Source organism: Amycolatopsis sp. NPDC050768, assembly GCF_040654155.1.
Taxonomy (GTDB): domain Bacteria; phylum Actinomycetota; class Actinomycetes; order Mycobacteriales; family Pseudonocardiaceae; genus Amycolatopsis.
In genome coordinates this window covers 41,402-66,180 of the sequence record NZ_JBFAHL010000005.1, presented here as the reverse complement: position 1 = coordinate 66,180, position 24,779 = coordinate 41,402, and the positions used below count along the sequence as shown (strand labels likewise).

Annotated in this window: 27 protein-coding genes; 13 read left to right on the top strand and 14 right to left on the bottom strand. The window is 70.3% G+C overall.

Translation table 11 applies throughout. The annotated features are described in order from the left end of the window. Positions 1–66: 66 nt before the first annotated feature. Positions 67–354 (bottom strand): hypothetical protein, encoded by a 288-nt coding sequence (locus AB0H62_RS16295; RefSeq protein ID WP_255638109.1) that lies wholly within the window; start codon positions 352–354, stop codon positions 67–69. A 165-nt stretch (positions 355–519) separates the two neighbouring features. Between AB0H62_RS16295 and AB0H62_RS16290 the strand changes: the two genes are divergently transcribed. Both AB0H62_RS16290 and AB0H62_RS16285 read left to right on the top strand, forming a co-directional pair. Next, entirely contained in the window at positions 520–1,536 is a 1,017-nt protein-coding gene (locus AB0H62_RS16290; RefSeq protein WP_220241546.1) for a zinc-binding alcohol dehydrogenase family protein, read from the top strand. A gap of 11 nt (positions 1,537–1,547) precedes the next feature. Next, entirely contained in the window at positions 1,548–3,845 is a 2,298-nt protein-coding gene (locus AB0H62_RS16285) for a heavy metal translocating P-type ATPase (protein WP_220241545.1), read from the top strand. Between the two features lie 4 nt (positions 3,846–3,849). On the opposite strand, the gene AB0H62_RS16280 is transcribed toward AB0H62_RS16285, so the two are convergent. Then, positions 3,850–4,998, bottom strand: coding sequence for a site-2 protease family protein (locus AB0H62_RS16280; RefSeq protein ID WP_220241544.1), 1,149 nt, complete (start codon positions 4,996–4,998; stop codon positions 3,850–3,852). Positions 4,999–5,161: 163 nt separating this feature from the next. Here AB0H62_RS16280 and AB0H62_RS16275 point away from each other — a divergent pair, with 163 nt between their 5' ends. Beyond that, a complete protein-coding gene (locus AB0H62_RS16275) occupies positions 5,162–5,332 on the top strand; it encodes a hypothetical protein (RefSeq protein ID WP_220241543.1) in 171 nt (56 codons plus the stop codon). Between the two features lie 57 nt (positions 5,333–5,389). Here AB0H62_RS16275 and AB0H62_RS16270 read toward each other — a convergent pair whose 3' ends face one another. Next, entirely contained in the window at positions 5,390–6,016 is a 627-nt protein-coding gene (locus AB0H62_RS16270) for a hypothetical protein (RefSeq protein WP_220241542.1), read from the bottom strand. Between the two features lie 149 nt (positions 6,017–6,165). Here AB0H62_RS16270 and AB0H62_RS16265 point away from each other — a divergent pair, with 149 nt between their 5' ends. From AB0H62_RS16265 to AB0H62_RS16230, 8 genes are all read left to right on the top strand, one after another. Beyond that, entirely contained in the window at positions 6,166–6,726 is a 561-nt protein-coding gene (locus tag AB0H62_RS16265; RefSeq protein WP_360586705.1) for a flavodoxin domain-containing protein, read from the top strand. Between the two features lie 73 nt (positions 6,727–6,799). Then, complete coding sequence (locus tag AB0H62_RS16260; protein WP_220241540.1) at positions 6,800–7,168, top strand: DUF4389 domain-containing protein; 369 nt, start codon at positions 6,800–6,802, stop codon at positions 7,166–7,168. 26 nt (positions 7,169–7,194) lie between these two features. After that, a complete protein-coding gene (locus AB0H62_RS16255; RefSeq protein ID WP_220241539.1) occupies positions 7,195–7,602 on the top strand; it encodes an Hsp20/alpha crystallin family protein in 408 nt (135 codons plus the stop codon). 61 nt (positions 7,603–7,663) lie between these two features. Next, entirely contained in the window at positions 7,664–7,795 is a 132-nt protein-coding gene (locus AB0H62_RS16250) for a hypothetical protein (RefSeq protein ID WP_255638108.1), read from the top strand. Positions 7,796–7,828: 33 nt separating this feature from the next. Continuing rightward, positions 7,829–8,134, top strand: coding sequence for a hypothetical protein (locus AB0H62_RS16245; protein WP_220241538.1), 306 nt, complete (start codon positions 7,829–7,831; stop codon positions 8,132–8,134). Between the two features lie 87 nt (positions 8,135–8,221). Then, positions 8,222–10,465 carry a phosphoenolpyruvate synthase gene (ppsA, locus tag AB0H62_RS16240; RefSeq protein ID WP_220241537.1) on the top strand — a complete coding sequence of 748 codons (2,244 nt, stop codon included), beginning with the start codon at positions 8,222–8,224 and terminating at the stop codon, positions 10,463–10,465. A 36-nt stretch (positions 10,466–10,501) separates the two neighbouring features. Beyond that, the gene (locus tag AB0H62_RS16235) at positions 10,502–11,008 is read left to right on the top strand and encodes a universal stress protein (protein WP_220241536.1); all 507 of its coding nucleotides are present in this window, start codon (positions 10,502–10,504) and stop codon (positions 11,006–11,008) included. 10 nt (positions 11,009–11,018) lie between these two features. Beyond that, entirely contained in the window at positions 11,019–11,720 is a 702-nt protein-coding gene (locus AB0H62_RS16230) for a CBS domain-containing protein (protein WP_220241535.1), read from the top strand. Between the two features lie 64 nt (positions 11,721–11,784). Here the strand turns inward: AB0H62_RS16230 and AB0H62_RS16225 are convergent, their stop codons facing one another. The 7 genes from AB0H62_RS16225 to AB0H62_RS16195 all read right to left on the bottom strand — a co-directional run bounded on the left by AB0H62_RS16225 (position 11,785) and on the right by AB0H62_RS16195 (position 17,919). Next, positions 11,785–12,822 (bottom strand): alcohol dehydrogenase catalytic domain-containing protein, encoded by a 1,038-nt coding sequence (locus AB0H62_RS16225; protein WP_220241534.1) that lies wholly within the window; start codon positions 12,820–12,822, stop codon positions 11,785–11,787. A 31-nt stretch (positions 12,823–12,853) separates the two neighbouring features. After that, positions 12,854–13,456 carry a hypothetical protein gene (locus AB0H62_RS16220; RefSeq protein WP_220241533.1) on the bottom strand — a complete coding sequence of 201 codons (603 nt, stop codon included), beginning with the start codon at positions 13,454–13,456 and terminating at the stop codon, positions 12,854–12,856. 48 nt (positions 13,457–13,504) lie between these two features. Beyond that, positions 13,505–13,789 (bottom strand): PLD nuclease N-terminal domain-containing protein, encoded by a 285-nt coding sequence (locus AB0H62_RS16215; protein WP_220241532.1) that lies wholly within the window; start codon positions 13,787–13,789, stop codon positions 13,505–13,507. Then, positions 13,770–14,786, bottom strand: a complete 1,017-nt coding sequence (gene gap / locus AB0H62_RS16210; RefSeq protein ID WP_220241531.1) for a type I glyceraldehyde-3-phosphate dehydrogenase — start codon at positions 14,784–14,786, stop codon at positions 13,770–13,772. The genes AB0H62_RS16215 and gap overlap by 20 nt, the downstream gene beginning before the upstream one ends. A gap of 310 nt (positions 14,787–15,096) precedes the next feature. Then, positions 15,097–15,330, bottom strand: a complete 234-nt coding sequence (locus AB0H62_RS16205; RefSeq protein WP_220241530.1) for an SHOCT domain-containing protein — start codon at positions 15,328–15,330, stop codon at positions 15,097–15,099. Positions 15,331–15,349: 19 nt separating this feature from the next. Further along, positions 15,350–16,372, bottom strand: a complete 1,023-nt coding sequence (locus AB0H62_RS16200; RefSeq protein WP_220241529.1) for an NAD(P)H nitroreductase — start codon at positions 16,370–16,372, stop codon at positions 15,350–15,352. A 44-nt stretch (positions 16,373–16,416) separates the two neighbouring features. Then, a complete protein-coding gene (locus AB0H62_RS16195) occupies positions 16,417–17,919 on the bottom strand; it encodes an AAA family ATPase (RefSeq protein WP_220241528.1) in 1,503 nt (500 codons plus the stop codon). A 149-nt stretch (positions 17,920–18,068) separates the two neighbouring features. Between AB0H62_RS16195 and sulP the strand changes: the two genes are divergently transcribed. Beyond that, the gene (gene sulP, locus AB0H62_RS16190) at positions 18,069–19,748 is read left to right on the top strand and encodes a sulfate permease (RefSeq protein ID WP_220241527.1); all 1,680 of its coding nucleotides are present in this window, start codon (positions 18,069–18,071) and stop codon (positions 19,746–19,748) included. 11 nt (positions 19,749–19,759) lie between these two features. Beyond that, positions 19,760–20,719, top strand: coding sequence for a universal stress protein (locus tag AB0H62_RS16185; RefSeq protein WP_255638107.1), 960 nt, complete (start codon positions 19,760–19,762; stop codon positions 20,717–20,719). A gap of 153 nt (positions 20,720–20,872) precedes the next feature. Here the strand turns inward: AB0H62_RS16185 and AB0H62_RS16180 are convergent, their stop codons facing one another. From AB0H62_RS16180 to AB0H62_RS16165, 4 genes are all read right to left on the bottom strand, one after another. Beyond that, positions 20,873–21,646: a lysylphosphatidylglycerol synthase domain-containing protein gene (locus AB0H62_RS16180; RefSeq protein WP_255638857.1), complete on the bottom strand. Its 774-nt coding sequence runs from the start codon at positions 21,644–21,646 to the stop codon at positions 20,873–20,875. A gap of 61 nt (positions 21,647–21,707) precedes the next feature. Continuing rightward, the gene (locus tag AB0H62_RS16175; RefSeq protein WP_220241525.1) at positions 21,708–22,007 is read right to left on the bottom strand and encodes a hypothetical protein; all 300 of its coding nucleotides are present in this window, start codon (positions 22,005–22,007) and stop codon (positions 21,708–21,710) included. An 824-nt stretch (positions 22,008–22,831) separates the two neighbouring features. Further along, positions 22,832–23,845 carry a phosphoribosyltransferase gene (locus tag AB0H62_RS16170; RefSeq protein ID WP_255638106.1) on the bottom strand — a complete coding sequence of 338 codons (1,014 nt, stop codon included), beginning with the start codon at positions 23,843–23,845 and terminating at the stop codon, positions 22,832–22,834. Positions 23,846–24,014: 169 nt separating this feature from the next. Then, positions 24,015–24,497 carry an adenosine-specific kinase gene (locus AB0H62_RS16165; RefSeq protein WP_220241523.1) on the bottom strand — a complete coding sequence of 161 codons (483 nt, stop codon included), beginning with the start codon at positions 24,495–24,497 and terminating at the stop codon, positions 24,015–24,017. Positions 24,498–24,779 lie beyond the last annotated feature (282 nt).

Sequence of the window (24,779 nt, the reverse complement as noted above, 5' to 3'; positions counted from 1 at the left end):
GAGGGTAGGAAGCGGTGCCGCTATCACGCTGTGGCCGGAAGTCCCCCGGTGGTGGGACTTCCGGCGTCAGTTCTCTTTCCGGTTACGCCGCTGAGCGTAGGCGGGGCCCCGTGCGATCGTCGCGCCGAGGACGATGCCGAAGACGAACCCGAAGTCATAAAGGTGGCCGTTGTTGTTCACCTCGTAGATCCCCACGTCGTCGTTGAACAGCGAGATCAGGAAGGTGATCGGGCAGATCAACCCGTGCCAGATCCCCAGCCAGAAGCCCGGGGCCGCGGTCCCGGCGTCGGGGTTCGCACTGGCCGCACAGGACGTCAGCACCAGCGCACCGCCCAGCACGAGGATGGCCCCCACAACCCACCTGTGGTGTTTCCGGATTCGAGTGCTCACCCCGCCACCGTGTCCGGCCAGGGTTTCACGCAGAAGAGCCGAACGTCCCCGGACGACGGGACCTGCGGACGTCGCGTCACCGCCGGGCGCCCGCCGATGCTGGGCCCGGTGTCCTTGATGGGAGGGGCGATGACCGAAAAAGCGTGGTCATGGCGAGTCCGTTCGCCGGGGTCTGTGGCGACCGGTCCCCTGAGCTGGGAACTCGGCGCTGTACCGGAACCCGCTCCGGGCGAACTGCTGGTGCGGATGCGCGTGTGCGGGGTGTGCCGGACGGACCTGCACGTGGCCGAGGGAGACTTGCCGGTGCATCGGGCCAAGGTGACCTCGGGCCACGAAGTCGTCGGCGAAGTCGTGGCGCTGGGAGCCGGCGAAACGGGCGGGTTCGGGCCCGGTGATCGCGTCGGGATCGCCTGGCTGCGATCCACATGCGGCCGCTGCCGGTTCTGTCTCGCGGGCCGGGAGAACCTGTGTCCCGAATCGGCTTACACCGGCTGGGACGCAGACGGCGGGTATGCGCAGTACGCGCTGGTGCCGGCCGCCTTCGCGCACCACCTGCCCGCCGGGTACCCCGACGCGGAACTGGCGCCGCTACTGTGCGCCGGCGTGATCGGGTCCCGCGCCCTTCGGAGGGCGGAGGTTCCGACCGGTGGGCGGCTGGGTCTCTACGGGTTCGGCGGCAGCGCGCACCTTGCCGCGCAGGTCGCGCTGGCCCGTGGCGCGACAGTCCATGTGCTGACGCGAAGCGCAGGCGCCCGGCGGCTGGCGCTCGAGCTCGGCGCGTCGTCGGCCGGGGGACCCACCGACCGCCCTCCGGAGCCACTGGACTCGGCGATCCTGTCCGCCCCCGCGGGCGAGCTCGTCCCTGTTGCGCTGGAGGCGCTCGACCGCGGCGGCACGCTCGCGGTCGCCGGGATCCACCTGTCGGACATCCCCAGGCTGAACTACCATTGCCACCTGTTCCAGGAACGCCAGGTCCGCACCGTTACGGCCAACACCAGGGCTGCCGCGCGCGAGTTCCTCCGCTTCGCCTGCGAGCACACCCTCCATGCCCGCACGGTGTCCTACGCGCTGGCTGACGCACCGCAGGCCCTGGCGGACCTGGCCGCGGACCGGGTCACCGGTGCCGCGGTGCTGTACGCGGACTGAGCCGGTCGACCATGGAGCACACCTCCGCTCCACCGGATGGGCGGTCCCGGCCGTGGTGGCTGCGCGAGTCGGCACTTCTTGTCGCCGCGGTCGCGTTGCTGCTCGCCGGTGGCATTCTCTGGTTTTCCGGGGTCGCCGGTGCCGGCGCGTGCTGGGCCGCGGCGACCATCGTTGCGTTGGTACCCACGGCCTGGTGGGTCGCCCGGGACCTGCGGGCGCGGCGCTGGGGAGCCGACTCGCTGGCCGTGCTGGCGCTGGCGTCGACGCTCGCGGTGGGCGAGTTCCTCGCCGGCGCGGTGATCGCGGTGATGGTCGCGACCGGGCGGGTACTCGAGTCAGGGGCCCGGCGGCGAGCCGGGCGCGACCTCACGGCGCTGCTCGACCGCGCCCCGCGGGTCGCTCACGTGCGCGCCGGTTCGGAGCTCCGGTCCGTTCCGGTGGGCGACGTGCGGGCGGGCGACCAGGTCGTGGTGCTGTCCGGCGAGGTCGTTCCCGTCGACGGTGAACTTCCGGAGGGCGGGCTGTTCGACGAGTCCGCCCTCACCGGAGAACCTTTACCCGTCTCCCGCCCGGCAGACGACACCGTCCACAGCGGAGTGGTCAACGCCGGAGCCGCGGTGGAGGTCCGTGCGACGGCGAGCGCTCGTGACAGCACATACGCCGGGGTCGTGCGGCTGGCCGAGACGGCCGCGGCGCACACGGCACCGGTTGCCCGCCTCGCCGACCGGGCCGCTGTGTGGTTCCTGCCCGCAGCCCTGACGCTCGCCGGCCTCGCCTGGCTTCTCACCGGCGTCGTCGACCGGGCGGTGGCGGTGCTGGTGACCGCAACTCCGTGTCCGCTGCTGCTGGCGGTGCCGATCGCCGTGACCGCGGGGATGTCGCGCGCGAGCCGGGCGGGCGTCGTGGTGAAGGATGGTGCCGCGCTGGAGTCGCTCGGGCGGGCGCGGGTACTGCTGCTGGACAAGACCGGCACGATCACCGTCGGACGCCCGGACGTCGTCGACGTGATCTGCGCGCCGGGCGTGGTGGCGGAGGAGGCGCTCCGGCTGGCCGCGAGTGTCGAGTTCTATTCCCCGCACGTCCTAGCCGCCGCGGTGGTCCGGGCCGCCGAGACCGCGGGCGTCGAGCGCCAGCCCGGTGGGGATGTCCGGGAAGAGCCGGGCACCGGCGTGTCCGGCCGGGTCGGGGGCCACGCTGTGCGTGTCGGCCGGTGGCCGGCAGCGCGGGCGGTGCCGGCCTGGGCGGAGAGTGCTGCGCGCCGCGGCCGGCTCGACCTCGCGACGGTGCTGTGGGTGGACCGTGACGGTGAACCGATTGCGGCGCTGCTGGCGAAGGACCGGGTCCGGCCCGACGCCGCTCGCACGATGCGTCGGCTGCGAGCCGCGGGCATCACGTCGATTCGTCTCCTCACCGGGGACCGCGTTGACAACGCGCGGGAGGTTGCCGCGCTCCTGGAACTCGACGACGTGCGGGCCGAGGCCACCCCGGGGGACAAGCTCGAAGTGGTCGCCGCGGCCCGTGCGACGGGGCTGACCGTGATGACCGGCGACGGGATCAACGACGCCCCCGCGCTCGCGGCCGCCGACGTGGGGGTGGCACTCGGGTCGCGGGGAGCAACCGCGGCGGCGCAGGCGGCCGACGCCGTGATCCTCGACGACCGGCTGGCTCGGCTCGCCGACGCTGCCGAGATCGCGCGCCGCTCGCGGAGCCTGGCCGTGCAGAGCGCACTCGCCGGAATCGGGTTGTCGTTCGTGGCGATGGTGGCCGCGGCTTTCGGTTTGCTGCCGCCAGTCTGGGGCGCGCTCGTGCAAGAGGCCATCGATGTCGCCGTCATCGTGAACGCCTTGCGAGCACTGAGGGTGCCCGGTGCTGCGGATCCAGCACCCGCCCGTCTGGTGCGGCGGTTCGAGACGGAGCACGAGCGGCTTCGTCCAGCGCTGGTGGCGATCCGGCAGGCAGCTGATGCGCTCGGCGGCGGGCCAACCGCCGAGGCCGACCGCGTCGTGCGGCGGGCGCGTGACGTGTTGTTCCGGCAGATCCTGCCACACGAAGCTGCCGAAGAGCACGAGCTGTACCCGGCGTTGGCGGGACCGCTCGGTGGCGTGGAGGGCACGGTGACGATGAGCCGCACTCACACCGAGATCGCCCGCCTCGCCCGCCGGCTCGACCGGCACCTGCGGGAGTCGCCGGAGATGATCCAGCCCGACCAGGTCGACGACCTCCGCGCGACGCTCTACGGCCTTGACGCGGTGCTGACCCTGCATTTCACGCAGGAGGAGGAAGCGTTCTTCACGCTGCCCGTTTCGTGAGCGGTCAGGACTCGGCGGGCCGGCGTACGCGGGCTCCGAGCGCGACGAGTTCGACCGCGCGTGCGAGGTCACCCGGCGCGACGACCCCGGCGAGTGCGCCGTGGTCGACGACGAGTACGAGGTTCTGTCCCGGCCGCAACGCAGTCCTGCCGAGCACTTCCGTCAGGGGCGTTTCCGGTGGTCCGGCGAAGCATGCCGGGGGCTTCGTGCACACCGCCTCGAGCCGGGTGGACGTGCGAGTGGTTTCTGGCACGCGGGCGAGCTGCCCGAGGCTGACGACCCCGACCGGCTGTCCGTCGAAGGACACCACGGGAAAGGTGCGGAAGGGTAGCTCCGCCGCGAGATCGAGGAAACCCTGCACCGTGTACCAGCCGGGAGCGGCCACGGGGGAAGTTGTCATGATGTCGGCCAGCCTGATCCGGGAGAGCGCTTCCCGTAGCGGCGCCGCGACGAGTTCGTTGCGCGCTGCGAACATCAGGAACCAGCCGATGACCACGAGCCACAGGCCTTCGAACGAACCCGTCACCAGGAACGCCCACATCCCGCCGCCGACGAGAACGGCCGCCAGGAGCTGCCCGCACCGGCCGGCGATTTGTCGCGCCCGGCCACGATCGCCGGTGACCTTCCACGCGACGGCTTCGGTGATGCGGCCGCCGTCAAGCGGCGTACCCGGTAGCAAATTGAAAACCGCGAGGACTGCGTTAGTCCAGCCGAGCCAGGTGAGAGCGACTACGACCACCGGCGGCAAGGCTCCCGCCGCGAGTACGGCCATACCCAGGAAAACCCCGGCGAGGGCCACGCTCGCGGCCGGGCCGGCTGCGGCCACGAGCAGCGCGGCCCGGGGCGTCCGCGGTTCCTCGGGAAGCTCGGCTGCGCCGCCCAGCAGCCAGAGCGTGATGCGCTCGGCTTTCAGACCGCACCGCCTCGCGGTGAAGGCGTGACAGAGCTCGTGCACGAGCAGGGACGCGAGGAACACGACCGCGCACACGGCCGCGGCCGACCAGCACAGCGGTGGCGGCGTGCCCGGCGCACCGGCTGGGAACACGTTCGTCGCAAGCAGATACGCCAGCAGCCCCGCGATGATCAGCACGGACCAGTGGGCACCGATCCGGATGCCGGCGATGCGGCCGAGTGGGAACGTCGCGGGTGTCATCACCCGATCCTGCGGCGAACGCCGCCACACGGGCAGGGTCGCACCACCTCGTCGTGAAGGACCAAAGACACCGGGCCCGCGGACATCCGGATCCAGTGCCGCGGCAGGCGGCCTCCTACCGTCGGCGCAACGCCACACGCAGCCCAAGGCCAGGAGGCACCCCATGGACGAGAAGGAAAAGGCGCGGATCGAGGGAGAAGCGCGCCGTGACGTCGCCGAGCGCGGCCGCCGCAGCACAGCGATCCGCCGCTACCTGCAGGCTGCCGAGCGGCGCGCAATCGACGAGAACGAGAAGGACGTGGTGCCGGAGTCGGCACCCGAGCCCGGAGCATGACGGGCGAGCTCGAGCCGGTTCCCGATGGCGGGGCGGGAACCGGCTCGAGTGGTGAGTTCAGTCTGTGCGGCTGTAAGCGGCGAGGCTGCGTTCGCGCGCATCTTGGGAGATCGTGTGCAGGAGCGTCGTGTGGGCGGCCTGAGTGAACGGGTGGGCCACCCGCCAGTACCGGCGGAACTTCAGCCAGCTCTGCGGGTCGGTCAGCTGTACGCGCGTGTCGATCGTCAGCAGACTGCGGTGGGCACCATACGGGCGGACCCCGAAGGTGATCACGAGCTTCCCGTACCCCGGTTCGGCGAAGTCCGCGAAGTCCTCGGGCTCGACGCGCCGCCAGGCGATGACGGGACGCCAGAACTTGCCTGCCACACCGACGGCGAACTCGGTGCCGGGGTGCTCACCGAGCAGGGCCCAATCCGATCCGCTGTCGAGATCGTCGACGGTCAGGCGGGTCGGCTGTCGTGGCGGACCGTGCCGGCGGCCGCGCCAGCGCGCGGGCAGCTCGCGTAGCCGTTCGGCCGTCGTGAAAAGGCCACTGTGGATGTCAGTCACGTCGAGGTTGCGAGCCGCGGCATAGGTTTCCTTGATCGGTGCGTCGACGATGGTGTGGCGCACGAGCGTGAACTGCGGGTGCGGGGCGAAGCCGTCACCGAGCAGTTCGGGTACTTGCGGCTGGTCCTGGGTCATGGCGCCTCCTGCGGACTGGCTTGGAGTTCCAGACTGGAGCGGTGTTTCCCGCGTCCGCTAGGAGCGGAAGGTGTGGCCGGAGCCGATTTCGTCACCACCCGAGGGGACTTCCTGCTCTCCCGTGCCGAGGGCACGGGCGGGCACCGTGGGTGTTCTCGACCGAAAGGCGTTCCGCCATGAGGATTCTCGTCGCGGTGGCGACACGGCACGGGGCCACCAGGGAGATCGCCGAGCAGATTGCCGCCACGGCCACGATGACGCTCGAACAAACCGGTGTCGCGGCGCAGGCCGAGGTGCTTGACGCCGAGCACGTTACGTCATTCGCGGCGTATGACGCGGCACTGCTCGGCAGCGCCGTCTACCTCGGGCATTGGCTTGAAAGCGCCCGGCGGCTCGTGCGCGAGCACCAGGACGAGTTGCGACGGATCCCCGTGTGGCTCTTTTCGAGCGGGCCGGTGGGACAGCAAACGCGCGCTGGTGAGGACCCCGTCGACGTTTCCGACGTCCTGGTCGCCACCACGGCCCGCGAGCACCGGCTGTTCGGCGGCCGAATCGAACGGGCGCGGCTGCGCTTCCCCGAGCGAGCGGTGGTCACGGCCCTGCGGGTGAAGGACGGGGACAACCGCGATTGGCCGGTGATCCGCGCCTGGGCCCGGGCCATCGCCAGCGAATTGGCCGCGGTGCCCGCGGGTGAGCAGCGCGAGCGGTGATCGCCCCGTATCCGGTCCGGGGCGAGGCAGAGCTGGAACTGCCGTTGTCCCGCCGGCGGCGGCCCTTAAATGGGTGCTGCTCATCTCGCACGTCATCGTGCTGGCGTTCCTGTGGCTGGTCTACCTCGTCGTGAGGATCTGGGCCTTTGCCGCGGTCCTGGTGACGGCCCGGTATTCGCGGTCGCTGTTCGAGTTCACGGTGGGCGTTCTGCGCTGGAGCTGGCGGGTGTTCGACATCGTGCTCGGACGGTGGGCGCTACGCGTCGCCGCATACGTCGCGCTGCTGACCGACGAGTACCCGCCGTTCCGGTTGGACCCCGGCGGCGCCGAGCCGGCGTGGGTCCCGGCCGCCGCCGGTTGGCTCGGCGGGGACCTTCGGCCTTCGCCTTCGGGCAGTCCGGCCGCGTCGCCGACGCGGCGCACAAGAGTTTCCTGGCCGTGAAACCGAAAACGAGGAGAGGAGTGAGCATGACTGGACTGTTGCCGGGTTCCCGGATGGCGCTGCCGAGCATCGCCGCCTGGCTGGACCACCCATGGCCGTTCGCCGAGCACAACCCGGTACGGATCGAGGAGTCCACCGAGGAGGGAAAGTACACGATTCGCGCGGAACTGCCGGGGTTCGAGCCGGACAAGCACATCTCCGTGACGACGCACGACGGAATGCTGACCATCGAGGCGGAGCGCGAGGCGAAGGAGACCAGCGGGGGGCACAGCGAGTTTTACTACGGGAAATTTAGCCGGACCGTGCCGCTCCCGGCGGGGGCCGAGGCTACGAAGGTGAAGGCCACATACGCCGACGGCATCCTCGAGATCACCATGCCGCTGGCCGCGCAGCCGCACGAGAAGCAGATCAAGATCCACGTCGACAAGGCCTGAGGGCCGCGTGTGGTGGGCGTGGTCGCGGCCGCGCCCACCACCGCTGTGCACGAGGGGAGCCATGACCACAGACTTACCCGTCAGGGTGCTGCTCGCCGACGGCGAGGTCGGTCTCGTCCGGACGCTGCGTCCGGCGGATGCGGATGCCGTGCTGGCGCTGCACACCCGCCTCGACGAACGCGACCGACGGTGAACACCGGAGTCCGAGAATCGAAGCGGCATGGGGATGACCGACCTCGACGTGGCCTGGATCACGGAGCTGAGCGTCGCGCCGGCCGAGTCCGCCGCGAAGCGCAGTCGAGGAGTGCGGCGCCTGCGGCATCCGTCTGCTGCTCGGCGACATCGTGTTCGAGGTGCTGATCGCTGCTTGCTGATCTACACCCCGGGGCTCCAAAGCGTGTTCGACTTGGCGCCGCGTCCGGCGTGGGTGTGCGCGATGCTGCTCCCGATGCCGGTGCTCGTGTGGGGCGCCGATGAAATCTTCCGCAGGGCGACGCACCGTCGACTGGGACGTCTGCCCCACGCCGGGTGACTTTGTGCTCCGGTATCGCAGCCCGCGTTGAGGCGAGCATGGGGAATGTCAGGGCGGCTGTCTCGCCCGCGGTCCGGGAGGACTCTCATGACCCACGTACGGAACCTGGCCGACCTCCGGCTCACCGACGCCGAGGTTGCCGGCGGCAAGGGTGCGAACCTCGGTGAACTGATCGCGGCCGGCTTCCCGGTGCCGCCGGGCTTCGTGATCACCCGCGACGGCTACCGAGCGGCGCTGGAGACGGCCGGCGTCCGGGCCGAAATCGCGGACGTGCACGCCAAGGCGCTGACCAACGTCGACGATGCCGCGGCGCTGGCCGAAACCTGCGAACGGCTGCGAGTCTTGGTTCGCTCGGCAGGTCTGACCACGGAGCTGGCCGAAGCAGTATCCACCGCCTACCGGGAACTAGGTGACTCCGTCACCGTCGCCGTGCGGTCCTCAGCGACCGGCGAGGACGGCGCCGAGGCGTCGTTCGCCGGGATGAACGCCAGCTTCACCAACGTGGTCGACGAGAGCACCCTGGCCCAGCGCGTCGTCGACTGCTGGGCGTCGCTGTTCTCACCGCGGGTCGTGAGTTACCGCGCGAGCCGCGGATACGCGGCTGAACCCGCGATCGCGGTGGTCGTGCAACAGATGATCCCGGCCGACCGCGCGGGCGTGATCTTCACAGCGGATCCGCGGACCGCGGAGCGGGACCAGGTCGTGATCGAGGCCGTCTTCGGCCAGGGCGAGGCGATCGTCAGCGGGGCCGTCGAGCCCGACACCTACGTGGTCGCCAAGCAGGACCTGCGGGTGCTCAGCGCTCGCATCGGCACACAGTCGCTCAAGATCATCCCGGAGGTCGGCGGCGGCGACGTAACGATCCCCCTGAGCGCGCAGGCCGGCGGTCGCCGGGTGCTCGACGATGCAACCGTGCTCGAGCTCGCCCGCCTGGCTTCGCGGGTCGAGGACCACTACGGCGTGCCGCAGGACGTGGAATTCGCGATCGAGGACCACCGGACGTGGCTCGTGCAGTCGCGGCCGATCACCGCGCTGCCGCCCGACCGCGAACCCGAGCCGGGCGCGTTGGTCACGGGACTGGCTGCCTCACCCGGTGAGTCGAGCGGGGCGGTCCGTGTACTGCGTGATCCGGCGGAAGCCGTGCAATTGCGGGATGGCGAGGTGCTGGTCGCGCCGATGACGAATCCGGACTGGGTACCGGCGATCCGCCGCGCGGCTGCCCTGGTGACCGACGGTGGCGGGATGACGTGCCACGCGGCCGTGGTCGCTCGGGAGCTGGGTGTGCCGTGCGTGGTCGGGACCGGCGATGCGACCCGGGTGCTGGCGGACCGGACGCTGGTGACGGTCGACGGGAGCCAGGGCGAGGTGCGGGCCGGTGCGGTGGTGCACGAGCCGGCACACGCGACGCCGACGGCAGCTCCCGCAGCTCCCGAGACGATCGGGACCCGGCTCTACGTGAACCTCGCGATGCCCGAGCACGCCGCGGAAGTCGCGGCGCAGGCCGTGGACGGAGTCGGGCTGCTCCGGGCGGAGTTCCTCCTCACCGAGGCCCTCGGGGGCCGTCATCCTCGTGACCTGCTCGCCCGGGGCGAGCAGGAGTCCTTCGTGACCGCGATGGCGGATTCCCTTGCCGCGATCACGACGGCGTTCGCCCCGCGCCCGGTGGTCTATCGCACCACCGACCTGCGCACGAACGAGTTCCGGGGCCTGGCCGGCGGGGAGGCGTTCGAGACCGAAGAGCGCAACCCGATGATCGGCTACCGCGGCTGCTACCGCTACGTTCGCGAGCCCGACCTGTTCGCGCTCGAGCTGCAGACGCTCGCACGGGTGCGGGAGCGCACACCGAACCTGCACCTGATGATCCCGTTCGTGCGCACGAAGTGGGAGCTGGAGGCGTGCCTAGAACTGGTGGACGCCAGCCCCCTGGGCCGGCAGCGCGGGCTCCTGCGGTGGATCATGGCCGAGGTTCCCTCGGTGGTTCACTGGCTGCCCGAATACGTCGGTCTCGGCATCGACGGTGTGTCGATCGGCAGCAACGACCTGACCCAGCTGGTACTGGGCGTGGACCGCGATTCGGCGGAGTGCGCGGAGCTGTTCGACGAAGGCGATCCCGCGGTGCTGGGTGCGATCGCGGACATCGTCCGCACCGCGAACACGTGTGGCATCACCTCGTCTCTGTGCGGGCAGGCGCCCTCGACCAACCCGGCTTTCACCGAGCACCTGGTACGGGCCGGCATCACGTCGATCTCGGTGAACCCCGACGCAATCGATGTCGCCCGGCACGCGATCGCCGCCGCCGAGCGTCGCGTCCTGCTGGACGCCGCACGGTGACCAGTCCGGAATCTTGAGTCAGTGAAGGAGAACACCGTGACCACAGTGGACCAGAGTGACATCGTCGTCGGCGTCGACGGCTCTGCGGGCAGTGCGGCCGCTCTGCGCTGGGCGCTGTCCGAAGCACACACCAGCGGCCGCCGGGTCGTCGCGCTGAGAGCCTGGACCTTTGACCCGACCTCCGACCTGGAGTCCGCGGCGACGCAGTCACCGCAGGACATCGAAGCTCGATACCGCGGGCAGCTGGAGCAGGCCGTTGCCGACGCGCTCGCCGGAGTCGAGCCCGTGCCCGTGCGCGCCGAAACCGTCGACGGCGCACCCGGTCCGGCCCTCGTGCGGACGTCGCAGAACGCCGCGATGCTCGTCGTCGGCAGCCACGGCCACGGCCGGTTGCTGCGGCTGCTCGTCGGCTCCGTTTCCGCGTATTGCCTGAAGGAGTCGCGCTGTCCAGTCGTAGTCGTGCCGGTCCGCACGGCGGAGGAGCGCGGCCTGGTACCGGAGGCGGACGCGGTCGGGACGTACCAGCCCGGCCCGCTGTTGTGAGGAGCGGACGATGACCGGACAGCACGAAGTGGGCGCTGTGATGACGACGGACGTGGTGAGCGTTCCGCTCGGCACGCCCTTCAAAGCGGTGACAGCGCTGCTCGAGGAACGTGGAGTCGGAGGTGCTCCCGTCGTGGACGAGCGCGGTCACGTGGCTGGTGTCGTCTCCCGCGGTGACCTGCTCGAGCGCGAAGTCGAGCACCGGGGCTTCGGCCCGCGGGCACGGCGAGCCCGGCGCAAGGCCGAAGGGGTGTTCGCCGCCGACCTGATGACCAGCCCGGCCATCACGATCGGTCCGGACGAAGACGTGGTACGGGCGGCCCGACTGATGGAATCCTGCGGTGTTCACCGGATCCCGGTGGTGGACGCCGGCGGTGCGCTCGTCGGGATCGTGTCACGAGCCGATCTGGTGCGGGTCTTCCTTCGGCCGGACAAGGATATCCGTGACGAGGTTCGCGACGAAGTGCTCACGAAGGAGATGTGCGTCGACCCGCGGTCTCTGAGCATCGCGGTGCACGACGGGATCGTCTCGATCCGCGGCACGGTCGAGCGCTACGGCATGATCGGGCTCATCGAATCGCTGGTCCGCCGCGTCGACGGGGTCGTCGAGGTGCGCGCGCAGCTGAAGGCCCACTTCGACGACCGCGGCATCCGCCCGGAAGAGCCGGCCTCCGGTGGTCGGTTCGGCCGGCGGTCGCTGCACCGGCCCTGACTGTGTGACAGCGAATCGGCCACCGTCCTTTCCGGATGGTGGCCGATTCGCTCTGCAGCACGGGTCACTGGCGGAACAGCGCCACCTTCAACGCCTCGCTGTCTTGAGGGTGCGCGAACACGTCGTAGGCTTCGTCCATCTCCGGCAGGCCGAACCGGTGGGTGACGAACCGGCTGGTGTCCAGCCTGCCGGCGGCCAGCATGCGCAGCAGCATCGGGGTGCTCCAGGTGTCGACGAGCCCGGTGGTGATGGTGACGTCGCGAATCCACAGCTGTTCGAGGTGGAGCGTGGCGGGTTTGCCGTGCACGCCGATGTTCGCCACGTGCCCGCCCGGACGGACGAGTTCGGTGCACAGTTCGAACGCCTCCGGGACACCGACCGCTTCGACGACCACGTCGGCGCCGCGCCCGCGGCTCGCCTCCTGCACCGCCTCGGCGGCCTCCTCGGGCCCCACCGCCAGGTCGGCGCCGAAATCCTTCGCGGCGCCGAGCCGGGTGGGTTCCTTGTCTACCACGACGGTCGCGGAAGGGCTGTAGAGCCGCGCAGTGGTGATGGCGGCCAGCCCGATGGGCCCGGCTCCGACGATGACCACGACGTCGCCGGGGCTCATCTGCCCATTGCGGACACCCACCTCGTAGGACGTGGGCAGGATGTCAGCGAGCATCAGCGCGGACTCGTCGCTGACCGACGGCGGTAGCCGGTAGGTGGACGTGTCGGCGAACGGGATTCGCGCGAGTTCCGCCTGGAGGCCGTCGACGAGGTGCCCGAGGATCCAGCCGCCCCCGCCGAGGCACTGGCCGTAGGTGCCGCGCCGGCAGTATTCGCAGCGGCCGCAGGCGCTGATGCACGAAACGAGCACGCGGTCGCCGGGCCGCACCGTGCTGACGGAGCCACCGGTGCGCAGGACGGTGCCCACGGCCTCGTGGCCGAGGATGCGCCCGCGCTCCACCTCCGGCACGTCGCCGTTGAGGATGTGCAGGTCGGTGCCGCAGATCGTGACCGCGTCGATCCGCACCACGGCGTCGGTGGGGTCGGTGATCTCCGGATCGGGGTGGTCGGTCCAGGATCGGCGGCCCGGACCGTCGTAGACGAGTGCTTTCACGATTTCCTCCTGCTCGGTCGCTTGTGGACGTTCAGCGCAGCCATGCCCGGCCGCCGGTGAACGCGGCCCAGCGGCGGGCCAAGCCCCAGGTGTCGCCGGCGAGTGTGGCGGCGAGCACGACGAGGACGAGCGCGTAGATGACGTGGTAATCGATGAGCGGGTGGGTCGAGTGTGTCGCCTCGCCGGCGCTGGTGAACCGTGCGGGTGGCCATTCGCTGGCCCACATGAGCAGCAGCATGACCGTGCCGGAGATCGCAGTGATCCGCAGGGCCACACCGGTCACGAGGGCGAGGCCGATGCCGAGCAGTCCGGCCATGAACAGCCAGTCGGCCCACCAAGTGCCGGCCCAGGCGTGGAACGTCGAGGCGAGCGGCCCCAGTTCGACGTTGCTCAAGAAGTCCTGAGTGGGCGAGCCTCCGCGGGTCCAGGCGTCCGCGGCGGTCGTGGCGTAGCCCAGGCCGAGCAGGTTGTCGGCGAATGCCCACAGGAACACCAGTCCCATGGCGATCCGCAGCAAGGCGAGAGCGCGGCCGCCGACGGCCCGGCGCGCGTGGCGCGGCGCGGGCCGCTCAAGCTCGCGCCGTGCGGGAACCTGTGTGTCGGGAAGCTTTTCGTGCTCGGGATTGAAAGACATGATCCCTCCGTTCGTGGTCGGCCCCGAGTGCCGGGACGCGGCGGTGGATCACTCAGGAGCCGAAGGTCCTCGCTCCACGGGCCCTTGGCAGCCGGGCCGCAACCGGCCCCACCGGAAGTACGCGAGCGGCCCGGCGAAGTTGACGGCGATCACCGCCGCCCACACGGCTTTAGGGCCGCGGACCTGCTCCGCCGGCCGGTGAGTGAGGTCCCACCAGGCCGTCGCGGCCAGAGACACCTGGACCGCGGCGGCGCCGGCCACGACCCGCCGCTCGGCGGGGGACAGGTCGGCCCACCTGCGGCGGGTGGCGCGGTCAGCGCCGGGCGAGTTCACGGCCCACCAGCTCGACGAGTTCCACGGTCCGGCACGCGTAGCCCCATTCGTTGTCGTACCAGCCGAACACCTTCGCGGTGTGGCCGTCGGTCTTGGTGAGGCTCGCGTCGAAGACGCACGAGGCCGCGTCGCCGATGATGTCGCGGGAGACCAGCGGTGCTTCGGTGTAGCGGACGATGCCCTTGAGATGCCCCTCCGCGGCCTGCCTGTAAGCGTGGTTGACCGCGTCGGGCGTGACGTCCTGGTCGAGCTCGACGGTGAGGTCGGTCAGGGACCCGTCCTCGACGGGTACGCGGATGGCCACACCGTCGAGGCGCCCGGCGAGCGCGGGGATGACGTCGCCGATCGCCCGGGCGGCACCGGTGCTCGTCGGGATCAGGTTGACGGCGGCCGATCGCGCCCGCCGCAGGTCCTTGTGCGGGCGGTCGAGCAGCGCCTGGTCGCCGGTGTAGCTGTGGATCGTCGTCAAGAACCCGCGCCGGACACCGAATGCTTCGTGCAGCACCCGGATCATGGGCGCGAGGCAATTGGTCGTGCACGAGGCGTTGGAGATCACGTGGTGCGCGTTCGGCTCGTAGGTGCCTTCGTTGACGCCGAGCACGATTGTCGCGTCGACGCCCTTGCCCGGCGCGGAGACGATCACCTTCCGAGCGCCCGCGGTGAGGTGTCCGGCGGCCGCTTCGCGGGTGCGGAAACGGCCGGTTGCTTCGAGGACGACGTCCACGCCGAACTCTCTCCACGGCAGGTTCGCCGGTTCGGGTTCGGAGGTCACTTGCAGTACCTGGTCGCCTGCTTCGATCGCCGAATCGATCACCTGCACCGGAGCGTGCAGCGGACCATAGGTGGAATCGTGGGCGAGCAGGTGCGCGAGGGTGTCCGCGGTGGTGATGTCGTTGACCGCCACCACCTCTACCGCGCTGTCCGGCTGTTCGAGGAGGCGACGCACAACGTCGCGCCCGATCCGGCCGAACCCGTTGATGCCGACTCGCACGGTCATGGGGACTCCTTCACTGCGATGGCGTGTCCGTTTACCGTGCGCCGCCGACGGGCAGCCGGACGAGGGACGTTGGCGGGTGCCTGCGAGGACCTTCGTCCCGGGCGCGGTCGACCTCGACCGGCACCTCCTCGTCGGTCTGCTCGAATCCTTGTCACCTGAAGCGGTGGCTGGTGGACCCGTTGTGGCACCGGGCTCGTGCGGAAGGCGGACCCGGAACGATGGGGTGGCGACGGGTCCGCAGGTGCCGAGCACGAACGGGTGGACGGCCGCAGCGATCGTGCGGCGCTTGGTGCCCGTCCTCGTTCCCGGGTCAGCGCCCGAGCGTCTCGCGCCGGCGTTCGTATTCGTCCTGGTCGATCTCCCCGCGGGCGAAACGCTCGCGCAGGATGCCCAGGGCGCGGTCGCTGTCCGATGTCGGCTTCGGCGTCCTCCGGAGCAGGACGGCTGTGACAACCCCGGCGGCGGTCAGCACGGCGAGGAGCACGAGGACCGCGACCAAGGGGCCGACCCAGCCTCCGGCTGTCCCATAGTGCCAGTAGGGCATGGTGTTCACCTTGTTCCGGTCAGTGCCACTGGTCCTTGGTTTCGTCCCGCAGGTCGGCAGTGTCGAGTGCCGCCAGCACCTCTTCGAGGTCGCGACGCGGTGTCGCCGGCAGTGGGTCCGCGTTGGCGGGGGCCCAGCCGATGCGCAGGACCATCTGTGGGAAGGTGCCCGACGCGACCTTCGCTTCCACCGTGCGCCGGACGTCCGGCAGCTCGAGGGGTTCGGTCAACGGGCAGGTGGCGAGGCCGAAGCGGGTCGCCGTCAGCAGCGCCGCGCTGGTGGCTTCGCCGGCCCGCAGCCGCGACATCCGGTCGTCGGACGCGGTGCTCAGCACCAGCAGCACGGTCTCGTCCTCGTCGCTGGTTGCGCCGGACGCCTCAGGCAACTCGGGGTCGGAGAACGGCCGGGCCGGGAGTGTTCCGGGGCTCGCGTCCACAGCCGGTGCGTTCCGCGAGGGGACGCCGTCCGGGGCTGCGCGGCGGCCGCTCCAGGCAGCCAGTTCGACGCGGTAGGCGGGGTCGTCGCGGTGCCGCCGGGATGCTTCCTCGATGGCGGTGGCGAGGTAGTACCGCTCCGCGGCTTCGGCCAGGCGCAGAACCACGCCCTCGTCGGCCACCGCTTCGGCGATCGATTCGAGGTAACCACGGGGGACCTCCCACGAGCTGCGGTGGCGGCGGTCGGTCCGGCGGCGCGGGATGGCCGCGGCGAGTGCGACTTCGTCGGCTGTGGGTTCGCGCCGGTGGAACTCGATCGCGGCGAGGTGGTCGGGCTGCGAGGGGTCGGGCAGGCGGTGCACGTCGGTGTGCCAGCCGAGTGCTGCGAAAGCGATGCGCGCGTGGTGCAACGCTGCGCCGCAACCGATGAGGAGATCACGCCCATCCGGGTCGGTCTCGGGCAGTTGCCGGGACGGGTCGGCGTAGAGGTGGAGCGTGCGGTAGCCGACGGCCCAGCGCCACGGCTGGGAGTTGTGGACCGAGGGCGCGCGGATCGCCATGGCCACTGCGGTGTGGACGGTGAAGTCATCGGGGAGTCCGTGTTCCATGGCCGCCTGCCTGCTCGTGTCGTGAGGTCGTCAGCTCGACCGTGTCAGCCGCCCGCTGCGCGGTGGAGAGTCGGTGTTCCCCGGGCCGAGGGACTTTCGCAGTCCTCGGCTATCAAGGCGAGCGCGAGGGAGACGGATTCCTCCGGGCTGCCGGCCGTGTCGACGGCCAGGGAGCCGGGCCACGCGTCGGAATCGGTCGCCATGGCCACGGCGATTTCCGGGCCTGCGTCGGAATACGACCCCATGCGGGTGGCGAGGCGATGTTCGCGGAGCGCATCCGGCGCGGTACACCTCAATGCGACCAGACGGCTACTCGTGTTCGCGGCCGCAGCGGCGATCTTCGCTCGCTGGTGCGCTGAGGTCCAAGAGGCGTCGACGACCACGGTCTCGCCGAGGCCGAGGAGTTCGGCCGACCGCCGGACGAGTTCGTCGTAAGTCCGGTCCGTCCACTCCGGCGTGTAGATCCCGTGCTGGTATCCCGAAGGAACGTGCTCGCCTGGGGCGATGCCGACGAGCTCCTTGCGCACGCGGTCGCTCTGCAGCAGGCTCGTCCCGAGCGCATCGGCAAGCCCACCGGCCACAGTGGACTTGCCCACGCCGGGCAGGCCACCAACGAGAATGACCCGCACTTCGCCCGTCTGGAGATGGCGCCGTGTCTGCTCCGCATACTCGCGGGCGAGCTCGGCGGCGGTCGGGTCGCCCTGCGCGTGGCGGAGACAGGCGACCTTGGCGCGGACGAATGCGCGGTAGGCCAGGTAGTGGTGGCGCAACGCCGCAGGAGCGGGGTCCCCGGAGAACTCCGCGTACCTCCTCAGCAGTTCGGCCGCGAGCTCCGGCGCATCGAGTCGGTCGAGATCCATCGCGAGGAACGCGACGTCGTCAAGCCCGTCCACGTGCCGAAGATGGTCGTCGAACTCGAGGCAGTCGAGCACGCGCGGGCCGTCGTCCAGGCAGAAGACGTCGTCGGCGATGAGGTCGCCGTGCCCGTCGACTACGCGGCCTTCAGCGATTCGCTGCGCGAACAGCCGTTCTCGCCCGGCCATGAACTCCTCCACCAGGAGTTCGACCTCGGTGGCGACGGCGGTGTTCAGCACGACTCCATGGAACGGCCGCACCTGGGCGAAACTCTCCCGCCAGCGCGCCAGGACGGCGTCTCGGGTGCCATCCGCCTCGATCAGCAGGCTCCGCTCCGCCGCGGCGTGGAAGACAGCGAGCTCCCGAGCCAGCGCGCGGACCACCGGCACGAGCGGCTCACCCCGGCGGACGAGCGTGGAGAGCCGGCGCTCGTCGGGCATGCGACGCATCACGACGAGGTGGTCGCGGCCATCCGGTCCGCTGAGCTCCGCGACACCGAGGTAGACGTCGGGCGAGAGCCGCCGGTTCAGCTCGACCTCCCGCCGGCACACCCGTTCGCGCGCCGCCGGAGTAGTGAAGTCGAGGAACCCGAGATCGACGGGCTTCTTGAGCTTGTACGCGCGGTCACCCACCAGGAAGACCACGCCGCTGTGCGTTTCCCGCACCGCTGCCCACGGTTTCGTCTCGGCCATGCGGTCCAGCTTCGCGACGGCGAGGGCGGGGACGGCAGGGCGTTAGGTCACCGTCGACGTGCCCTTTGGTCACCATGGCCGGAAGTCCTGGAGCACCGATGACTTCCGGCCGCATCCCACTGTGCGTCGTATCGGGCACGCTGGGTCGGATGAAGCTTTCGGCGGTGTTGCCGGGCCTCGCGCGGCTGCGCCGCTATCAGCGAACCTGGCTGCGCGGCGACGTCGTCGCGGGTGTCACGGTGGCGGCTTACCTCGTGCCGCAGGTGATGGCCTACGCCGAGGTGGCCGGCCTGCCACCGGTGGCCGGCCTGTGGGCGGCGATCGGCCCGCTCGCCGTGTACGCCTTGCTGGGTTCGTCGAGCCTGCTGTCCGTCGGGCCGGAGTCGACGACGGCGCTGATGACGGCGGCCGTCCTGGCCCCGTTCGCCGCCGGCGACCCCGGCCACTACGCGACGCTGGCGGCGGTGCTCGCGGTACTCGTCGGCGGGTTGTGCCTCGTGGCCGCATTCGCGCGGCTCGGGGTGCTCGCCGAACTGCTGTCGAAGCCGGTTCTCACCGGCTACATGGTGGGCATCGCGGTGCTCATGGTTGTCGGCCAGCTCAGCAACGTCACCGGGGTTCCCGTGGATCGCGATGGTTTCGCTGGCGAGCTCTCGTCGTTCTTCAGCGAGCTCGGGCAGGTGCACTGGCCGACCGTCGGACTCGCGGCGGCGGTGTTGTTCGTGCTGCTCGTCCTCCGACGGGTCGCGCCGTGGCTGCCGGGGCCGTTGGTGGCGATCGCCGGAGCCACGGCGGTCGTCGCGTTTGCGGGGTTGCCGGGCATCGAGGTGGTGGGGGCGTTGCCCGCCGGCCTGCCGCCCGCGTTGTCCGGGTTCTCACTGGCGGAGGTCGGGCAGCTGGTCCTCCCGGCTCTCGGCATCACCATCGTCGCGTTCTCGGACAACGTGCTCACCGCGCGCGCCTTCGCGGCCGGCCGAGGCGAAGAGATCGACGCGAACCAGGAACTGCGCGCTCTCGCCGGCGTCAACGTGTCCTCCGGATTGCTGCACGGCTTCCCGGTCAGCAGCAGTGGCAGCCGCACTGCCCTCGGCTCGGCCGCGGGCAGCAGGACACAGCTGTACTCCTTGGTCGCCCTGGGCACGGTGGTGCTCATCGTGCTGTTCGCGCGGCCGCTGCTGGCCCAGTTTCCGACGGCGGCGTTGGGTGCGCTGGTGATCTTCGCGGCCACCTACCTCGTCGACATCGGGGAGCTGCGCAGGTTCGCGCGATTCCGCCGCAGTGAGCTGCTGCTGGCCCTGCTGACCACGGCGGGGGTGCTCGGGCTCGGTGTGATCTACGGTGTGCTGGCCGCGGTGGGATTGTCCGTCCTGGACCTGCTGCGGCGGATAGCCCGGCCGCACGACGGGATTCTCGGCATGGTGCCCGGGTTGGCCGGGATGCACGATGTCGACGACTATCCGGAGGCCGCGATGGAGCCCGGTCTCGTCGTCTACCGCTACGACGCGCCGTTGTGCTTCGCCAACGCGGAGGACTTCCGCCGACGGGCGCTCGCTGCGGCGTCGGGCGAGATATCAGGTCCGGTGAGGTGGTTCGTCCTGAACACCGAGGCGAACGTCGAACTCGACGTCACCGCGGCCGATGCACTCGACCAGCTGCGCGAGGAGCTCACCCGCCGTGGTGTCGTGTTCGCCCTCGCAAGGGTCAAACAGGACCTGCGTGACGATCTCGAAGCCGCCGGACTTGTCGAGAGGGTGGGCGAGGAGCGGATTTTCCCGACCCTGCCGACCGCGGTGGGCGGCTACCGCGACTGGCTAACCGCGCGGGGCTGACGATAGTCCCGGTGTCCCGGGACGAACGGCTGCATCGGCGGGGGACAGGTCAGATCTATGGTCGTGCTCCGCCTCCCGGACTTGGAGGAAACACCATGACCGCACCCGCAAACGCGCCCATCGTCGTCGCCATCGACGGCTCGGAGACCACGACCGCCGCGGCCGTGTGGGCGGTTGGGGAAGCCCTGCGGCGCCACGCTCCGCTGCTCGTGTTCACCGCGTATGGGCTGGAAGACGCGTCATTCGGTGGCAAGGCCTACCCGCCGTCGGACTGGCTGGCAGTCAAGCAGGCCGAAGCGGAAGGATGGCTGCACCGGACACGCGAGACACTCGACGCCGTCGTGCCTGGGCTTCGGATTTCGACCGAAGCGACCGACAGGGGCCCCGTGCCCGCCCTGCTCGACGCGTCCGAGCGCGCGCGGATCCTCGTCGTCGGTGAACCGACCGGCCCGCTGCTCGGCCTTTTCAGCGGTTCTCCTGCCGTCGATCTGGCTGCGAAAGCGCACTGTCCGGTCGCCGTCGTGCGCGGCCATGAAACCATCGACGGCCCAGTGGTCGTCGGCGTCGACGGCAGCGCGCTCAGCGACGCGGCGATCGGCTGGGCCTTCGAGGAAGCCTCGCTGCGCAACACCCGCCTCGTCGCTCTCCACACCTGGCATGACAGTGACCTCTCCCAGACCCGCTTCGGCAGCGTCATGTTGCCGGCCGAGAACCACCACGAGACCGGTCACCGCCTGCTCGCCCAGCGCCTCACCGTCTGGCAGGAGAAGTACCCGGATGTCCCCGTCGAACGCCTTGTCGAGCAGGACAAGCCGCGCCACCGGTTACTCGCGTTGAGCAGCGACGCGCAACTCGTCGTGGTGGGCAGCCGCGGCCGGGGTGGCTTCACCGGCTTGGTGCTCGGGTCGACCAGCCAGGCCTTGCTGCACCACGCGCAGTGCCCGGTGATGGTTGTCCGTTCAGAACGCTGACCGTTCACGCGGCAGGTACAACTGGCGGGCGCCGGTTCCGGGCCGGCGCTCCGATCACGGCGAGCAGGGCCAGAACCACCCGGGCGACGAGGACACCGAATGGCTGCACTCGCGCCTGGTGCGCATCAGCCGACCCTTCGGCACCCGAGGCCGTCACGTATCACGTCCTGCTCGGCGGCCGGTGGAACGCCCCGGCGGGACGAGACGTCGTGATGGACGGTCGCGGCGGCGCTTGTCCCGGCTCGTCGCGGTGATGGCGAAAACGACCCAGCCGGCGGCCGTCAGCCCCAGCCAGGTGATGCTCCGGTAGAGGACAACCGCGACCGCGGCGGCGGGAGCCGTGATCCCACCGGCGGCCAACGCCGCGAGCAAGCCGGTCTCCGCGGGGCCGGCGCCCGCCGGTGTGAGCTGAACGCCGATGCTCGCCTGAACGGCAAGGTGGCCGACGCCGACCGCGGACCAAGGCACCACCGCGTCCGCGCTCGCCGCGACGCACGCCGTGAGTGCCAGGTAATCCAGCACCCAACTGGCCAGCGTCCATGCGATCAAACCGGGCCATGCACGCCCCGCAGGACGGAACCGGGCGACGCGGCCCAACACTGAGTCGAGCGGGCTCGGCTCATCCCGGACCCAGTGCTGATTCCGGATCACAGGCAGGTGCCGTCCCAGCACTACGAGTCGGTGCGCGATCCAGCGCAGCGCGGCAGGCCGGCGTAGCAGCTTCCAGGTCACCAGGCTGATCGCCGCGAGCAACACCGAGACGGCGAGCGTAGCCGGCCAGACGAGAAGGCCCACGCCGAACAGCAAGGCAGGGGCGAGCACGACGAGCACCATCGCAGACAGCAGCGCGGCGACCGCGGTGGACCACAACGACACCGCCGTGTCGACGCCCCGCCCCCCCGCCCCCGCAGCGCGGGCACCATGTATGCGACGCCGGCGGTCGCTCCCGCCGAGGGCAGCGTCTGAGCCATCGCATTGCCGACGAAGTTCACTGTCTGCACCGTGCTTCCACGCACATGCACACCGGCGCAGCGAAGGAGCCGACGATGCAGCTCACCGTGACCAGCGACGCCACGGCCAGGACGATCGCGACCGCCACCCACGACCAACGCAGCGAGGTGAACCGAGCGCCGAGATTGTCGACGCTCGCCAAGGTCGGTGCCAGCCGCCAGACCGCGACGCCGACACCCGCGACGGCCAAGAGCACGTCGAGGGCGATCCGTCCGTTGACGCGGCCACGACCACGACGCCCGTGCGCCTTTCCCCGATCGCCGGTCACGATGGCCACACCCGCTGTCACCGCAGACCGGCGGTGACGAACCCGGCCGGGCCGGCGGCCCCCTGGCCCGACGGAGCGGCGGCACTCGACATTGGCCCCGCGCGTGCTTCGGCGATCCGCCGATCGGTCGTTGTCTCGCAGGATTCACCCAGGTCGGTCATGCCAGCCGGTTGCTCCGGTGCGGGCCTGCCGACGTTCCGTCTGTCCCGGCCGAACCCGTCGAACCTCAACTGCGTTGCCACGTCGACTCCTTCTCCGCAAGACTCCGAACGTTTCACTCGGCGAGGTCCTCGACCTAGAGACCAAGTTCTCCCATGAGCGAGAAGTTCTGCCTTCTCTTCGGCCAAGGCACGTTCTCGGCGACGCCCGGTCGCGCCGCGGCACTCGAAGATGGTCGAATTCGCCGGTGCACGGCTGTTTCGCTCAATTCCGCACCGACCCCGTGGCGCGGCGTCTTTGCCATCTGGACATCGCTCCGGACCCACGTTCCATACTCGGCCGGAGGCGTCATGGGAGGAAGTCGCCTCGACCGGGCACCACAGCGGGCTTGCCGCGGAGACTGCCCGCAGTCTCTTGACTGATTCCCTGTCGGTCAGGTTTCCGTGCTGCTGCCGCGAGCCATCAGGATGCGGTGTCCTCCTGGGCGGCTTTCGCCGCGCGGTCTCCGGAGGGCTCGTTCGCGGGGAGGTCCTCCATGCCGCAGGTGAGGGTTGTCACCGCATCGGTTCGCGCCTTGACCGAGTTCTCCAGCGCGGCAAGCTGCGTTTGCTCCGTTGGCGTGCCGGGGAGCGGGGACTTCGGCAGGGGCTTGGCTTTCGAGTTCGCTGCGGAGGTCAGCGGGCATCACCGCGAAGACGTGGTCGAGTTGCCCGGGAGAGAACAGCGCGTTCAGGCCAGCGGAGACCTTGCCGGCGATGGCCGGGACGTCGGCGGGACTGATGTCGGCTTCGGCGGCGAACAGGTTGGCCGCGGTCGTGCTCTTCGCGGTGGGTGAGCAGGTCGAACAGCAGGGTGCCCAAGGCGGCCCCGTTGAGGTCCTGCGCGACGAAACGGTTGTGCGGGCTGTGCCGGCTGCTGCCACTGCCGTGGGCGAACAGCACGACGCCGGCCGGGTTCTCGGGAATGGTGAGGTGCCCGGCCAGCGGGACCGGGCCCGCGAAGACCTCGACCTCCTCGTCCCGCAACGACGGGTCGCCCGCCCGCGTAGTGGCTTCCGGTTCGAAAACGCCCTCGGCGGCACGGCGAAGCAATTCGGCGACCTCGTCATCCGTGGTTTGCCCGAAATCGGTGAACCACTCGCCGACAGCGCAGAAGCAGGGGGGCGTTTCCAGACACACCACCTCGTCGGCATCGTCCCTCAACGCGAGGATCGCGTCCGGCGCACCGACCGGCACTGCAAGCACGACTCTCGTGGCTCCCCGCGCGCGGGCCACCCGGCAGGCCGATCGGGCGGTCGACCCGGTCGCCACGCCATCATCGACGATCAGCGCCGTCGGGCCCGCCGCGGAGATTCCCGCGCGCCCACCGCGGCACTTCGCGACGCGGCGCCGGAGCTCGATCCTCTGGGCCCGCTGAACGGCCGCGATCTCGTCGGCGGTGACTCGCGTCATGCGCACGACGTTTTCGTTGAGTACCCGCACCCCTCCCTCACCGATCGCACCCAGCGCGAGTTCCGGCTGGTAAGGCACACCGAGCTTGCGCACCACGATCACATCCAACGGCGCCCCCAACGTCGGCGCGACCTCCAACGCGACTGGCACCCCGCCCCGCGGCAGCCCGAGGACCACGACATTCTCACCGCAGTTCCAGACGCTCAGCCAACCTGCGTCCTGCTTCGGCGCGATCAATGAAGGGCATGGATACCTCCTGCGGCTGCTTCGGCAGCGCACCACGAGGACCAGCCTGCGGGTGCGCGTCGATGGCGAGCTCCAGTGTCGATTGGCAATTGATGCGGTGTGAGTCGGGGGTCCTTCGCCGGGCCTTCCGTTCTCTTGAAATTAGCTTTCCATCGGTTTTCTAGAGTTTGTAGCCCAGTGTCCGCAGAAGTGATTTCCGATCGCTCTGGTCGTCCGGGGTCTCGATGCCCAGGGGCGGTGATCCGTCGACCACGCCGAGGATTGCGCGGCCCAGTCCGGTTTCGGCGACGAGCACCTCGACGGGATTCGCCGTGGCGCAGAAGAAGCCGCAGACCTCGGGAACCTGCTTGATCGCATTGAGGACGTTGACGGGGTAGCCCTCGCGCAGGAACACGATGAACGAGTGCCCTGTGGCTATTTCCTGTGCATTCTTCGTCGCCAGTTCCACCAATTCAGAATCGTTGCCGGAATATCGCACAAGGCGGAGCCCTGACGCCTCACAGAACGCGAAACCGAACTTCAGGTACGGGCTGGTTCCGGCGAGCGCCTCGTGCAGGTCTTCCACGGTCTTGATGAAATGCGCCTGGCCGAGGATGACGTTGAGACCCTCGGGCTTGTCGATGGTCAGCACCTGGACGTCCATGACCCGATTCTCGTCCGGCCGACGGGGCTGTCCGGGAGAGCACAAAGACCACTGACGCGGGTCAGGAAGTCCCACGGGCCGGGCCGGTGACTTTCGGCCCAGGCCTTCTGTGACGCGCGGCCGCGCCGTGGGTGGGCGGCACAGGCGGCGATCAGTCAGATCGCGCAGAGGCACTGATGCAGCCTGGCGTCGCCCCGTGATGGTCGTTCTCCCGTAGGTGGAAGGACTGGGAAATGCGCGTGCACCCCGGCGCTCCGCCGACGGCTCGCGCCCTACGTCGTA